Annotated in this window: 12 protein-coding genes; 10 read left to right on the forward strand and 2 right to left on the reverse strand. The window is 31.2% G+C overall.

Annotation, left to right across the window (positions count from 1 at the left end; all coding sequences use genetic code 11):
• Positions 1-43: 43 nt before the first annotated feature.
• From K8Z87_RS12140 to bshA, 9 genes are all read left to right on the forward strand, one after another.
• Positions 44-985 (forward strand): MlaD family protein, encoded by a 942-nt coding sequence (locus K8Z87_RS12140; RefSeq protein WP_227477840.1) that lies wholly within the window; start codon positions 44-46, stop codon positions 983-985.
• A 12-nt stretch (positions 986-997) separates the two neighbouring features.
• The gene (locus K8Z87_RS12145) at positions 998-2,302 is read left to right on the forward strand and encodes a 4Fe-4S dicluster domain-containing protein (RefSeq protein WP_227477841.1); all 1,305 of its coding nucleotides are present in this window, start codon (positions 998-1,000) and stop codon (positions 2,300-2,302) included.
• Positions 2,303-2,338: 36 nt separating this feature from the next.
• The gene (locus tag K8Z87_RS12150; RefSeq protein WP_227477842.1) at positions 2,339-3,127 is read left to right on the forward strand and encodes a (Fe-S)-binding protein; all 789 of its coding nucleotides are present in this window, start codon (positions 2,339-2,341) and stop codon (positions 3,125-3,127) included.
• 20 nt (positions 3,128-3,147) lie between these two features.
• Complete coding sequence (locus K8Z87_RS12155) at positions 3,148-3,666, forward strand: PH domain-containing protein (protein ID WP_227477843.1); 519 nt, start codon at positions 3,148-3,150, stop codon at positions 3,664-3,666.
• The gene (locus K8Z87_RS12160) at positions 3,653-5,140 is read left to right on the forward strand and encodes a PH domain-containing protein (protein WP_227477844.1); all 1,488 of its coding nucleotides are present in this window, start codon (positions 3,653-3,655) and stop codon (positions 5,138-5,140) included. The genes K8Z87_RS12155 and K8Z87_RS12160 overlap by 14 nt, the downstream gene beginning before the upstream one ends.
• 34 nt (positions 5,141-5,174) lie before the next feature.
• Positions 5,175-5,660 carry an ABC transporter ATPase gene (locus K8Z87_RS12165; RefSeq protein ID WP_227477845.1) on the forward strand — a complete coding sequence of 162 codons (486 nt, stop codon included), beginning with the start codon at positions 5,175-5,177 and terminating at the stop codon, positions 5,658-5,660.
• A 116-nt stretch (positions 5,661-5,776) separates the two neighbouring features.
• A complete protein-coding gene (gene serB / locus K8Z87_RS12170; protein WP_227477846.1) occupies positions 5,777-7,003 on the forward strand; it encodes a phosphoserine phosphatase SerB in 1,227 nt (408 codons plus the stop codon).
• Between the two features lie 137 nt (positions 7,004-7,140).
• Positions 7,141-10,080, forward strand: a complete 2,940-nt coding sequence (locus K8Z87_RS12175) for a glycoside hydrolase family 3 N-terminal domain-containing protein (protein ID WP_227477847.1) — start codon at positions 7,141-7,143, stop codon at positions 10,078-10,080.
• A gap of 50 nt (positions 10,081-10,130) precedes the next feature.
• Positions 10,131-11,273: an N-acetyl-alpha-D-glucosaminyl L-malate synthase BshA gene (bshA, locus tag K8Z87_RS12180; protein ID WP_227477848.1), complete on the forward strand. Its 1,143-nt coding sequence runs from the start codon at positions 10,131-10,133 to the stop codon at positions 11,271-11,273.
• A 68-nt stretch (positions 11,274-11,341) separates the two neighbouring features.
• On the opposite strand, the gene K8Z87_RS12185 is transcribed toward bshA, so the two are convergent.
• A complete protein-coding gene (locus K8Z87_RS12185) occupies positions 11,342-11,818 on the reverse strand; it encodes a hypothetical protein (RefSeq protein WP_227477849.1) in 477 nt (158 codons plus the stop codon).
• A gap of 102 nt (positions 11,819-11,920) precedes the next feature.
• Between K8Z87_RS12185 and K8Z87_RS12190 the strand changes: the two genes are divergently transcribed.
• Positions 11,921-14,845, forward strand: a complete 2,925-nt coding sequence (locus tag K8Z87_RS12190; protein WP_227477850.1) for an FAD-binding and (Fe-S)-binding domain-containing protein — start codon at positions 11,921-11,923, stop codon at positions 14,843-14,845.
• Positions 14,846-14,933: 88 nt separating this feature from the next.
• Here the strand turns inward: K8Z87_RS12190 and K8Z87_RS12195 are convergent.
• A partial coding sequence (locus tag K8Z87_RS12195; RefSeq protein ID WP_227477851.1) for an OmpA family protein occupies positions 14,934-15,181 on the reverse strand: 248 nt, incomplete at its 5' end.

The following is a 15,181-nucleotide window of genomic DNA, read 5'->3' on the forward strand; positions in this document are numbered from 1 at the left end:
TTAAATTAATTCCTAATTTTGTTATCAATCAAAGCAATTACCATTGAAAATCTCAAGAGAAATTAAAGCCGCAATATTAGTCATTACTGGTGTACTGCTTTTTGTATACATGTTCAACTACCTAAAAGGTAAAGACTTATTTTCTAGCACTGTCAATTTTTACACCGAATTTGATTTTAATGCATTAAGCACTTCATCTCAAGTTACTGTAAATGGAAATGCCATAGGTAAAGTAGAATCTATAAATTATATGTATGAAACAGGCAAAACTAGAGTGTCTTTTTCAGTAAATCCAAAATTTGAATTTTCTAAAAGCAGTTTAATCCGTATGTACGAGACTGGTATTATGGGAGGTAACGCCCTAGCTATTATCAACTCTCATGAAGGTGAACTGGCTAAAAGAGGTGATTTTATTGCATCTGAGGTACAACCTGGTTTAATTACAACTCTAAAAGATAATTTTTCAGGTTTAAGTACTAACCTAGATAAAACATTGCGTTCTGCTGACACGTTAATGACAAGTTTAAATTCAGTAATTCAAGACGATTCAAATACAGGTTTAAAAGCTACGGTTGCAGAATTTAAAGCAACATTAATATCATTTAGAAATTTATCAAACTCTATTCAAGAAGTTGTAAAAGAGAATGATGAAAAAATCGCATCTGTTCTAGAAAATTTTGATAAAACAAGTTCTAGTCTTGCAGAGTTATCAGAAGATCTTAAAAAAGTTGAATTGTCTAAAACGATTAACGATTTTGATACTACGCTTTTAAATATGAATACTCTCTTGAAAAACCTTAATGCAGGCGAAGGAACTATGGGTAAATTATTAAGTGATGAAGCACTCTATAATAATCTCAATGCTACTATGAATGAGATGGAAGAATTATTAAGAGATATTAAATTGCATCCTAAACGTTATTTCAGAATACTATCACGAAAAGAGATTCCTTACGAAGACGAAGAAGACAACCAGAAAAATTAGAAACCTAATTTAATGACTTACTTACCAAATATAATATTTGCCGTTATTCTTATCGCCGGGATTGGCTATTTTACTCGTAATATTAAAAAGATAATCCAAAACATTAAATTGGGGCGAGAAGTAGATACTAGTGATAATAAAGCACAGCGCTGGAAAAACATGGCGCGTATTGCGCTTGGACAAAGCAAAATGGTAAAACGTCCAATCTCTGGTTTTTTACACGTTATTGTTTACATCGGTTTTATTATTATAAATATTGAAGTTATAGAAATCATTATTGATGGTCTTTTAGGTACGCATCGTATAGGTTTAGATGTATTGCCAGCTCAGGTTTACGGCTTTTTAATTGGAAGTTTCGAAATCTTAGCTATACTTGTATTTGTAACTGTAGTTGTATTTTGGATACGAAGAAATGTGATTAAAATTAAACGTTTTATGAGTGCTGAAATGTCTGGTTGGCCAAAAAACGATGGTAATTTTATTTTATATTTTGAAATGGTTTTAATGGCATTATTTCTTATAATGAATGCTACAGACACTACATTTCAGAGTCTAGAAACAGGGAATATTATAAGTCAATACTTATCTCCATGGTTTGGTGATAATGCAGAAACACTTCATTTAATTGAACGCTCAGCATGGTGGTTACATATTGTTGGTATATTAATTTTCCTTAATTACTTATACTTTTCTAAACATTTACATATCCTTTTAGCATTTCCTAACACATATTTTGGAAGAACAAATTTAAAAGGGCAGTTTAATAATCTTGAAGCCGTTACAAAAGAGGTTAAATTAATGATGGATCCAAATGCAGATCCATTTGCTGCACCAGCAGAAGATGAAGGTGATCCTGAAAAGTTTGGTGCTAGTGATGTTATGGACTTAAATCGTATTCAATTATTAAATGCATATACCTGTACTGAATGTGGACGTTGTACTAGTGAATGTCCAGCAAATCAAACAGGTAAAAAGTTGTCTCCTCGTAAAATTATGATGGATACCAGAGATCGTTTAACTGAAGTTGCTAAAAATATCGAAACCAATAAAGGCGAATTTAAAGACGACGGAAAGCAACTATTAGGCGATTATATTACGCACGAAGAGATTTGGGCTTGTACAACATGTAATGCATGTGTAGAAGCTTGCCCGGTAAGTATAGACCCATTGTCAATTATTATGGAAATGCGTCGTTATTTAGTGATGGAAGAAAGTGCAGCACCTATGGAGTTGAATAACATGATGACCAATATAGAAAACAATGGAGCGCCTTGGCCTTATAACCAACAAGACCGTTTAAACTGGGTTAATGAATAATATAGAGTTCAGTGTTTAAATGATAAACTAATAATGATGAGCGAAGAACTAAAAGTGCCAACCATGGCAGACTACATGGCAGAAGGTAAACAACCTGAAATTTTATTTTGGGTAGGTTCGGCAGGGAGTTATGATGATAGAGCTAAGAAAATCACTAAGGCTTTTGTAAAACTTTTAAATAATGCTAATGTAGATTTTGCAGTTCTTGGGCCAGAAGAAAGCAATACAGGTGATGTAGCTAAGCGTGCTGGGAATGAGTTTTTGTTTCAGATGCAAGCAATGATGAACATAGAAGTTTTAAATGCCTACGAAGTAAAGCGCATAGTAACTTGCGATCCACATTCTTTTAATTGTATAAAAAATGAATATCCTAGTTTAGGTGGCACATATAATGTAGTACATCATACACAATATATTAAAGAGTTAATTGATTCAGGTCGATTATCAGTAAAAGGTGATGTGTATAAAGGTAAACGCATAACATTTCATGACCCTTGTTATTTAGGGCGTGCTAATAATGAATTTGAAGCTCCACGTCATGTTTTACAAAATACCAATGCGACATTGGTAGAAATGAAAAAAAATAAAAATTTTGCATTGTGTTGTGGTGCTGGAGGCGCACAAATGTTTAAAGAACCTGAAAAAGGAGATAAAGACATTAATGTTTTAAGAACCGAACAAGCTTTAGAAACAACACCAGATATTATTGCTACGGGTTGCCCATATTGCAATACTATGATGACTGATGGTATAAAAGCTAAAGAACAAGAAGGAAAAATAACAGTACTTGATGTTGCAGAACTAATAGCTAACACGCAATGTTAGTATTCTATTAGTTATTACAAATGTTTACAAATTCTCAAATAGACATAACAACACTTCCCAAGTTAGAAGATTTAAAATTAGAACCTATATCTCCTAAGTATTTTACAATTATTATAATTAATGTACTAGTTACATATCTAAGTTTTATAGGAGCACTTGTAGTATTAAAATATTTTATTGAAGATGATGATGGATTTCATAGCGTGTTTTGGTATATAATAGTAGTACTAATACTAGCTTCTATATCTCAAATGATTATTTATAAGCTTGGGTTTAAAAAACGCAAGTATGCATTAAGAGAAAAAGATATTATCTATTCGTCTGGTTATATAGTTAATAACACCACAACTTTACCTCTAAATAGAATTCAACACCTTGAAATAACACGCTCTTTTATGGCACGCCGTTTAGGTTTAGCGACTTTAAAAATATATTCAGCAGGCGAGTCTGGTGGTGATATTGCAATAAAGGGATTACCAAATGCCATTGCAGAAAAGCAATATGCACATTTAACTTCGGTATTAAATGACCGCGTTTAATTTTGAAACTCCATCACGGCAATCTGCAAAAGGAATTATTGTTAACCTTGGAGTTAGTACTTATAGATTTATTAGAGGTACAATAATAATTATTGGAGCATTTTTTATACAATATATTCGGAGTGACAAAGTCTATGATTTCACAACCCCTAAAGTTATCATACCCGCTATAGGTTTTATTGTTTTTATGATTGTCTTATCTATTCTAAGGTACAGAAATTTTAAGTTTCATGTCACTACAGAACATTTTGTTTTAAAACAAGGAGTATTTAATAAAGAAGAAATTTCTGTTGCTAAATCTAAAATTCAGAATGTTTTAATTAAACAAAATGTATTGCAGCAGATTATAAATGTTGTGTCTTTAGCTATTGAAACTGCTGGCGATGAAAAAACAGAGATAGAGATTACAGCATTACCAAGAGAAAAAGCAAATGCTTTAAAAGAAACATTATTATCTCATCAAAATATAGAAAGACAAGAAATAGAAATTGAAACAGAAGTGTTTTTTAAAGCTTCGACGAAGCTATTGGTGTTAGAAGGCATAACCGAAAACCACTTAAAAAGCTTTGTTGTAATCTTTGCATTTATCGTTGGTACTTATAGAGATTTAAAAGATTTTATAGAAAATTTAAATATCAGTAATCAAATAAAATCTAATTTTAATTTAGATGACGAATCATTGATGTCATTATTGTTATTTAATGTATCAATAGTTATAGTAATTCTAATACTTGCTTTTTTATATTCATTAACAAAAACTGTAATTCAAAATTTTAATTTAGTAGTTAAACAAAAAAAAGATGACTTAGAGATATCTAAAGGATTGTTTAATAAAATTAATATTGGGCTTATAGCATCAAGGCTTCAAACCACAACATTAACTACAAATCGTTTTAAGCGTGCATTAGGACTTTATCAATTAAAGTTTACGCAGGCTATGATGAATAAAAAACAGCAACTTAAGTTTAATATAATAGGGCTTAATAAAATTAAAGTTGATGAGCTTCTAGAGCGTTTTTACCCTAAAGCTCTGCCATTAGTAGAAAACCATAAACCAAATTCTTATATTATATACAGAGTTATAATAATAAGCTTAATTCCGTTATTAATTATTAATGGTTTTTTAATATTCGCACCACCTTATTTATACTTGATAAATGTTCCTATAGTAGCATTATTAGCCTATAACACTTATTTTACATATAAGAAACTCTACTATAGTATCGATGATAAATATGTAGTAGTAGGAGGCGGAGCGCTTATTAATACAACAACAAGTTTCTTGGAGATTTCTAAAATACAAGCTGTAACCTTAACACAAAGCATTTTTCAACGTCGTAGAGGTCTAGCAACAGTAGAAATGCATTCTGCATCTAAAGATTTAAATATTCCACATATTGACATGACGACTGCTTTAAATATTAAAAACTATTTATTGTATAAAATAGAATCAGAAGATAAAGATTGGATGTAAATCTTTATTTTTGATTTCTGAAATAATAACATTTATGCTAGTAAATTTTGATACATTACCTGATGAATCTAGAGTTTGGATATACCAAGCCAGTCGCTCTTTTACAGAAAATGAAATCTCTGAAATTGAAGGAAAATTAGCTGAATTCATAGAAGCTTGGACTGCGCATGGGCAAGACTTACAAGCAGGTTTTAAAATAGTCTATAAACGATTTGTCATACTCGCATTAAATCAAAATTTAAATTCGGCTACGGGTTGTTCAATTGACGCATCTGTTCATTTTATTCAAAATTTAGAAAAAGAATACAATGTAGATTTAATGGATAAGATGAATGTATCTTATAAGCAAGGAGAATATATTGCTTATAAACCGCTTTTAGATTTCAAAAAAATGGCAAAACAAAAAGCGGTATCTAAAAATACAATTGTATTTAACAACTTAGTAACCAATATTGCTGAGTTTAAAGAAAATTGGGAAGTTCCAGCTAGTGAAAGCTGGCATAGCCGCTTTATTAATTAATAATTTTACGGTATTATTAATTTATACCCGAATAATTATAAATTTCGCATTTCAAATAATTTTTATTTCTCAATTAGAATACCCATTTTTACTCTTATAGAATTCGTAAGCATATAATGGACGGTACTGATATCTTTTTAATGAATATTTCTGGGCAAGATAAACCAGGATTAACGTCTAATTTAACTAAAGTTTTATCTGAGTACGATGCCAAAGTTTTAGATATTGGTCAAGCTAATATTCACGATACTTTATCTCTAGGAATATTATTCCAGATAAGTTCTGGTGAAAAATCTGCTGCAGTTTTAAAAGATTTATTATTTAAATCTTACGAATTAGAAATCAGTGCTAAATTTACTCCAATTTCTCATGAAGATTACGAAAATTGGGTAGGGCTTCAAGGCAAAGACCGTTATATCATAACCATTTTAGGAGAGAAATTAACAGCTAAGCAAATCTCTGATGTTACCAAATTAATATCAGATAAAAATTTGAATATTGATTCTATAAAACGTTTAACAGGCAGAACATCTTTAATTAAATCAGAAGAGTATCCTAGAGCGTCTATTCAATTATCTATTAGAGGAAAATTGAAAAACAAACGTGAATTTACCAAACAGATATTAGAAATTTCAAGACTTTTAGATGTAGATATAGCATTTCAGGAAGATAATATTTTTAGGCGTAATCGACGCTTAGTTTGTTTTGATATGGATTCAACACTCATACAAACAGAAGTTATTGATGAATTGGCAGAATTAGCTGGCGTTGGTAAACAGGTAAAAGCTATTACTGAAGCTGCAATGCAAGGAGAAATAGATTTTAAAGAAAGCTTTAAACAACGTATGCAACTTCTTAAAGGTTTATCAGAAGAAAAACTACATAATATAGCTGTTAATCTACCGATTACAAAGGGAGCAAAACGCCTTATAGATACCTTACATCAATACGGTTTTAAAACAGCAATTCTCTCTGGCGGTTTCGCATATTTTGGGAATTATTTACAAAAAAAGCTAGATATCGATTATGTATATGCCAATCAATTAGAAATAAAAGATGGCATACTTACAGGTGGTTATCTTGGAGATATTGTGGATGGAGATAAAAAAGCAGAGTATCTTAAGGTCATCGCAGAAAAAGAAAAGATAGATATCAATCAAACTATAGCAGTAGGAGATGGAGCTAATGATCTCCCGATGCTAGATTTAGCAGGCTTAGGCATTGCTTTTCATGCGAAACCCAAAGTTAAAGATAATGCCCAAAACTCTATATCTAGTATAGGGTTAGATGGTATTTTATATTTATTAGGTTATCACGATCGTCATATAGATCTTATGGATTAAGATTTAATAGGCTTCAGATTTATTAGTTGTTAATTAAAGTCTTTATAAATCTATCTTAAAGTCTTTTTTACTTCTTGTTAATTGTGCTAATTTGGCATAGTATTCGTTATATTGATTATAAAGCCAAAAAAACACTAATGCGTTACATTGCCCTCATCTTTTTATTTATAGGTTTTCAGACCACTTACGCTCAAAATGAAACTCCTAATCCTTTGTTATCCGAAGACATTGAAGCACAACAAAAATGGGTTGATAGCTTGTATGATAGTATGTCTTTAAAACAACGTGTAGGTCAATTATTTATGGTGCAAGTATTCTCAGAGCAAGGAGTTAAACATGAAAATGAAATATCTAGCCTTATACGCAATCAAGAAATTGGAGGTGTTATATATTCTAAAGGAGGTCCAGGTCGGCAAGCCAAATTAAATAACAAATTACAAGCCATTTCTAAAATACCATTACTTGTTGGTATGGATGCTGAATGGGGTTTAAGTATGCGATTAGATTCTACCTATGCTTTTCCGTGGAATATGACACTTGGCGCAGTCTCTAATAATAAATTAATAGAACAAACAGGGTATCAAATAGGAGAACATTGTAAACGTGTAGGTGTACATTTTAATTTTGCTCCTGTTGTAGACATAAATACAAATCCTAATAACCCAATTATAGGTAATCGCTCTTTTGGTGAAGATAGAGATAATGTCACCGAAAAGGCATCAGCATTTATGAAAGGCATGCAAGATGCAGGTGTGTTGGCCAATGCTAAACATTTTCCAGGCCATGGAGATACAGATAGTGATTCTCATAAAACATTACCTACAATTTTATTTAATGAAAAACGTATAGATTCTATTGAATTATATCCTTATAGAAAATTAATAAAAGAGGGTTTGTCTAGTGTTATGGTAGCACATTTAAATGTACCAGGATTAGAACAACAGAACGGAAGACCTTCTTCATTATCAGAGTATATTATTACAGATATTTTAAAAGAACGCTTGGGGTTTAAAGGGTTGATTTTTACGGATGCGTTAACCATGAAAGGTGTATCTGAGTTTATTGAGCCTACTGTAGAAGGTTCTAAACGTGGTGAAATAGATTTAGCTGCTTTTAAAGCCGGAAATGATGTAATGTTAATGTCGCTTGATGTTTCCGGTGGTATCGATAGAATTAGTAAAGCCGTAGAAGATGAAGACATTACTGAAGAACGTTTAGCACATTCAGTAAAGAAAATTTTAATGGCTAAATATAAAGTTGGACTTCATAATTATAAGCCGCTTAGTCTTATCAATATTGATAAAGATATTAATCGTATTAAAGATGATGTATTGTATGGTCAGCTTATGGAAGAAGCCATAACTGTAGTAAAAAACAAGAATGAACTTTTGCCAATTCGAAATTTGGAAACTAAAAAAGTAGCTTATGTTGCTTTAGGAGATGATAAAGGATCAGATTTTTTAGATGAGTTAAAAAAATACACTAAGGTTCATGAAATAAAAGCAAATAAGCTAGATGAACTTATCTCTAAACTTCAAAATTATAATACCGTAGTTGTTGGTTTTCATAAATCTAATGAAAACCCTTGGAAAGGCTATAAATTCTCAACAAGAGAATTAACATGGTTGTACGAAATAGCAAGAACAAACACGGTCATTCTAGATGTTTTTGCTCGACCTTATGCGTTATTAGATTTTAAATCTGAGGAGAATATTGAAGCTATTGTCGTAAGCTATCAAAACAGTGAAATTGCACAACAGAAATCTGCACAATTAATATTTGGAGCAATTGGGGCTAGAGGTACATTACCAGTATCTGGAGGAACCTCCTTTAAAGCAGGTGATGGTTTAAATTATAATGCGCTAAATAACCTTAGTTATGGATTGCCTGAAGATGTAGGTATTGACACTAAGTTGTTAGAAAAAATAGATTCTGTAGCTAATTATGCAGTAAATAAAAAAATGACACCAGGGTTGCAGCTATTAGTAGCTAGAAAAGGGAAAGTGATTTATAATAAAAACTTTGGAGCTCATCGTTATGATAACAAAAATAAAATAGAGTTTAATGATGTTTATGACGTTGCATCTTTAACTAAAATTTTAGCAACATTACCTTTAATAATGGAGCTAGAGGAAGAAAAAGCAATAACTCTAAATTCTACTTTATCATCGCTTTTACCGAGTTATAAAGGCAGTAATAAAGAAAGTGTAACAATAAAAAAAATGCTTTCGCATTATGCAAAATTGAAACCTTGGATTCCTTTCTATATAAAAACGTTAGATTCAATCACAAAAAAACCATCAAAAACATTATACCGATCAAAAAAAGAAGGTGATTATAATGTAGAAGTTACCAATACACTTTTTATGAAAGAAGAGTATCAAGATTCTATTCAAGATATTATTGTAGAATCTGATTTGCTCTCCAGGTTGAGATACCGTTATAGTGATTTACCATACTATATATTAAAGAAATACATTGAGAAACATTATGGCAAAGGTTTAGATGAATTAGTCCAAGATCATTTCTATCAATCTTTAGGAGCTAATTATACAACTTATAAACCTAGAGATAAATTTAGTTTAAAAGATATTGTACCTACAGAAGTTGATGACTATTACCGTTTTCAAGAAGTACATGGTTATGTACACGATATGGGTGCAGCAATGCAAGGTGGAGTTGGCGGACATGCAGGTGTTTTTAGTAATGCTAATGATGTAGCTAAAATTATGCAAATGTATTTACAGAAAGGATTTTATGGTGGTAAACGCTATTTTAAATCTGAAACTATAGATAAATTTAATAAATGTTACTATTGCCATAAAAATAATAGACGTGGTGTAGGTTTTGATAAACCCCAATTAGGCGATGAAGGATCGACTTGCGGATGTTTATCTATGACTAGTTTTGGGCATTCTGGTTTTACCGGAACATATGCTTGGGCAGACCCAGAAGAAGAAATAGTATATGTGTTTTTAGCAAATAGAACACATCCTGTAGCTGGAAAAAATTTATTGCTGCGCGAAAATATTAGAACTGAAATTCAACGCCTAATTTATGAGGCTATTATAGACTAATATTATTAAACTTAACTAACTTTAACCATCATTAAAATTTAGAGCTTAAAATGAAAATAGGAATTGTATGTTACCCAACATTTGGAGGAAGTGGAGTTGTGGCTACAGAATTAGGATTAGAACTTTCTAAACGTGGGCACGAAATTCATTTTATCACTTATAAACAACCTGTTCGTTTAGAGTTATTGACTAATAATGTACATTTTCATGAGGTACATGTTCCAGAATATCCTTTATTTCATTACCAACCTTATGAGTTGGCCTTATCGAGCAAATTACTTGATATGGTAAAGCTTCATGGTATAGAATTATTACATGTACACTACGCTATTCCTCATGCTTATGCAGCTTATATGGCACAACAAATGTTAAAAGATGAAGGAATTTTGGTGCCTATTGTAACTACTTTACACGGAACAGATATTACATTAGTTGGTAGTCATCCATTTTATAAACCAGCGGTAACATTTAGCATTAATAAGTCTGATGCTGTGACTTCAGTTTCTGAAGATTTAAAGCAAGATACGTTACGTCTTTTTAATATTAAAAAGACGATTGATGTTATCCCTAATTTTATAGATTTAGATAAGCATCAAACTAATTTTACAGATTGCAAGCGTAGCGCTATGGCTGAGGAAAATGAACGTATAATAACCCATATCAGTAATTTTAGAGAAGTAAAAAATATACCAGATGTTATTAAGATTTTTAATAATATCCAAAAACTAATCCCTGCTAAATTAATGATGGTAGGTGAAGGTCCAGAAAAGGAGAATGCAGAAAAATTAGCAAAGAACTATGGTATTAGTGATCGCATTGTATTTTTTGGGAATAGTAATGAGATAGATCGTATTTTATGTTTTAGCGATTTATTTCTATTACCTTCAAAAACGGAAAGTTTTGGACTAGTAGCTTTAGAAGCTATGGCTTCTGGAGTGCCAGTTATATCTACAAATTCTGGAGGATTACCCGAAGTAAATATACATGGATATTCAGGGTATTTAAGTGATGTTGGTGATATCGATGATATGACGCAAAATGCTATAAAAATAATTAAGGATTTAGATGTTTTAAAAACGTTTAAAGCAAATGCAAAAACGCAATCACGTAATTTCGATATTCATAATATAGTGCCGAAATACGAAACAATTTATCAAAGCACACTCAAAAATTATTTAATAACTCATAAATAATTTCAATCTAACTTTAACAAAAAACCATCTCAATAAGAGATGGTTTTTTAGTTTTTATAATACCGTTATTAAAATTGATATCGTATACTTAATGCAATATCAAAGTCTAAATCGTCATTAAAATCTCCAAAACCAATTTCGGGCCTAAAATCTAAAGATAATAATAACGGAATATCAAAATTATATTCTATACCAACATCTCCGGCAATAAAGAAAAAAGTTTCGCTATCATTTATTGGTGCGTCAAAATCAAAAGTACCTAAACCTCCACCAGCACCAGCATACCAGTTAAAACCACCATCGATGTTCCATACCCATTGATATAGACCAGTAAGCTTAAATCCGTCAAAAGTGTCTCCACTTCTCCAGCCTAAATCAATCTCTAATCGATTTTCGCTATTTAAAGCACGTTGATATGAGATTTCTGCTCCAAAGCCATCACTATCGCCAAGTCGTAAACCTATGGCATTATCTTCAAACAATTGTGCATTAGAAAATGTTACAAAGCCAAAAATGGCGATTGCTCCTAAAAATAATTTTTTCATTGTATTTCGTTTTTTATTGATTCGATTAATATTTACAAAAATAACGCCAAAACTAAATTTATAATATATTTCTTCATAGTTTTATAAACAGATTTTTTATAAATGAGTTTAAGTATTGCATTCACCGAATTAGAGTCTCAGTTAACAGGAGAACTTTATTTCGATGATTTAATGCGCGGTCTTTATGCAACTGATGCCTCAGTGTATCGTATGTTACCACAAGCAGTTGCAATACCAAAAACCATAGATGATATTAAGAAGCTTATCGGTTTCGCAAAAGAGAATCATACCTCTTTAATACCAAGAACAGCAGGTACTTCTTTAGCTGGGCAATGTGTAGGCGAGGGCATCGTTGTAGATGTTTCTAAACATTTTACAAAAATTATAGAGGTTAATACTTTAAAAAAAACAGTTAAAGTTCAGCCAGGTGTTATTAGAGATGCGCTTAATAATTATTTAAAGCCTTACGGCTTATTTTTTGGCCCTGATACATCAACATCTAATAGGTGTATGATTGGAGGTATGGTTGGTAACAATTCATCAGGGACTACGTCAATTCAATACGGTGTAACAAGAGATAAAGTTATTGAATTAAAAACGCTATTAAGTGATGGAAGTGAAGTGATATTTAAGAGCTTAAATGCTAATGAATTTCATTTAAAATGTAAACAAGAGGATACTGAAGGTTATGTATACAAAACGATTTATGATGCCTTAATTTCTGAAGACATTCAAAATAATATTAAAAAACAGTTTCCAAAGCCAAACATACATAGAAGAAATACAGGCTATGCCATAGATGAATTAATTAAGAGTTCTACATTTTCTGATGAGCCTGTTGACTTTAATATGTGCAAGCTATTATCTGGAAGCGAAGGCACTCTAGCTTTTACAACAGAAATTATATTACAACTAGATGATTTGCCACCAAATGAAAATGCTATAATTATATTACATTTTAAAACTATTGAAGCGTGCTTAAAATCTGTAAGCACAGTAATGAAACATAATTTGCATACGTGCGAAATGTTAGATCGTACAATTCTAGATTTAACAAAACATAATAAAACACAGCAAGAAAATAGAGTTTTTATTGAAGGTGAGCCTGCAGCTATATTAATGTGCGAGTTAAAAGCGCATTCAGAATCTGAGCTTCAAACAGAAATAAGAGCATTTTTAAAAACAGTTGCTGAACTTAATTTAGCTTATGCTTTCCCTGTTTTAAGAGCAAATAATATATTTAAAGCAATGGAATTACGTAAAGCAGGTTTAGGCTTGTTAGGAAATATCATTGGAGATAAAAAAGCAGTAGCTTGTATAGAAGATACAGCTGTAGCACTAGAAGATTTATCAAGTTATATAAGCGAGTTTACTACTTTGATGAAACGTTACAAGCAAAAAGTAGTATACTATGCGCACGCTGGTGCGGGTGAATTACATTTAAGGCCAATACTCAATCTAAAACAGAATGAAGATGTAAAACTATTTAGAAAAATTACAACAGATATAGCGCATTTAGTTAAAAAATACAAAGGCTCAATGTCTGGAGAACATGGAGATGGTATTGTTAGAGCTGAGTTTATTCCATTAATGATTGGTGAAGAAAATTATAAAGTATTAAAACAGATAAAGTCCGCTTTTGATCCTAATAATATATTTAACTCAGGTAAGATTATAGATGCTTATCCGATGGATCAGAATTTACGTTACAAGATTGATAGAAAAGAACCAGAAATAAGCACGCTTTTTGATTTTTCAGCATCTGATGGTATTTTGCGCGAAGCAGAAAAATGTAATGGATCGGGAGATTGTAGAAAACTACCAGAGTTTGGCGGAACGATGTGCCCCAGTTATAGAGCTACAAAAAATGAAAAGGATACCACTAGGGCTAGAGCAAATGCACTTCGTGAAATTTTAACACATTCAGAAAAAACGAATAAATTCGATTCTAAAGTCTTAAAAGACGTTTTTGATTTGTGTTTAAGTTGTAAAGCTTGCGCTAGTGAATGCCCAAGTAGTGTTGATGTAGCCACTTTAAAAGCAGAATTTCAGTATCAATACCAAAAGGTAAACGGATTTAAGTTTAAAGATAATTTTTTTGCAAAATCAACAAAATATAATAAAATAGCTTCTAAAGCTCCAAAATTTTATAATGCGCTTTTTCAAAACAAATTAAGCTCTAGGGTTATCAAAAAAGTATTAGGTATCCATTCTAAACGTAGCTTACCAAAAATTTCAAAAGCATTTGCAAGTCATTATTCAGAATATATAAATGGGCAAATAGATCCGCTTAATAATCCGATTAAGACGGTATATTTATTTGTAGATGAATTTACAAACTATTTAGAATCTGAAATAGCTATTGATGCAGCAATTTTATTGACATCATTAAATTATAAGTTTGAATTTATTCATCATGAAGAAAGTGGTAGGAGCTATTTATCTAAAGGGTTTTTAGATGAAGCAAAACAATTCGCCAATAAAAATATTTCTATTTTTAAAGATATAATTACTAAAGAAACTCCTTTAATTGGGATTGAACCTTCTGCGATTTTAACATTTAAAGATGAGTATATACGATTAGCAGATGATAAAGATTCTGCAAAACAAATAGCAAAACATACGTTTTTGATAGAAGAGTTTATTCAGCAAGAAATTGAATTAGGGAATATTACTTCAGAGCAGTTTACAGAAGAAGCTAAAACTATTAAATTTCATGGGCATTGCCATCAAAAAGCATTGCGTAATCAAAAATCGAGTTTCGATATTTTAAACCTTCCTAAAAATTATAAAGTAACCATTATACCAAGTGGTTGTTGCGGTATGGCTGGTAGCTTTGGTTACGAAAAAGAACATTATAGTGTAAGCATGCAGATCGGAGAGCAAACGTTATTTCCAGCAGTACGCAAAGCTTCAATAGATACCATTATTTCTGCTAATGGCACAAGTTGCAGACATCAAATTAAAGATGGTACACGTAAAGTAGCATTGCACCCTATAACCGTTTTAAAGCAAGCACTTCAATAAGTAAATATAAAAAGGAATAGCTTTTACATTATACCATAAAAAAAGACCTTCTAATTAGAAGGCCTTTTTTATATATAGAGTATGTTTTTTATTGTTTTAAGATATAGAAGTACGATCTTCTATTCTTTTGATGTTCATCTTTGGTACATTTTACCCCATTAGAACATTTGTTAAGCAATTGCGATTCGCCATATCCAATGGCAGATTCAATTCTATTTTCAGCAATACCTCTAGACAAGATATAATCTCTAGTAGATTTAGCACGTCTATCAGATAATTTCATATTGTATTTATCACGACCACGGCTATCGGTATGCGATTCAATTTTAATAACCA

The sequence above is a fragment of the Winogradskyella immobilis genome, assembly GCF_021887715.1.
GTDB lineage: Bacteria > Bacteroidota > Bacteroidia > Flavobacteriales > Flavobacteriaceae > Winogradskyella > Winogradskyella immobilis.

Bases quoted from the DNA above. Each gene is read 5' to 3' on its own strand.
- K8Z87_RS12155 (WP_227477843.1), top strand. From the start codon at position 3,148: ATGTTTACAAATTCTCAAATAGACATAACAACACTTCCCAAGTTAGAA.
- bshA (WP_227477848.1), top strand. From the start codon at position 10,131: ATGAAAATAGGAATTGTATGTTACCCAACATTTGGAGGAAGTGGAGTT.
- K8Z87_RS12185 (WP_227477849.1), bottom strand. From the start codon at position 11,818: ATGAAAAAATTATTTTTAGGAGCAATCGCCATTTTTGGCTTTGTAACA.
- K8Z87_RS12150 (WP_227477842.1), top strand. From the start codon at position 2,339: ATGAGCGAAGAACTAAAAGTGCCAACCATGGCAGACTACATGGCAGAA.
- K8Z87_RS12145 (WP_227477841.1), top strand. From the start codon at position 998: ATGACTTACTTACCAAATATAATATTTGCCGTTATTCTTATCGCCGGG.
- K8Z87_RS12160 (WP_227477844.1), top strand. From the start codon at position 3,653: ATGACCGCGTTTAATTTTGAAACTCCATCACGGCAATCTGCAAAAGGA.
- K8Z87_RS12165 (WP_227477845.1), top strand. From the start codon at position 5,175: ATGCTAGTAAATTTTGATACATTACCTGATGAATCTAGAGTTTGGATA.
- serB (WP_227477846.1), top strand. From the start codon at position 5,777: ATGGACGGTACTGATATCTTTTTAATGAATATTTCTGGGCAAGATAAA.
- K8Z87_RS12190 (WP_227477850.1), top strand. From the start codon at position 11,921: ATGAGTTTAAGTATTGCATTCACCGAATTAGAGTCTCAGTTAACAGGA.
- K8Z87_RS12175 (WP_227477847.1), top strand. From the start codon at position 7,141: ATGCGTTACATTGCCCTCATCTTTTTATTTATAGGTTTTCAGACCACT.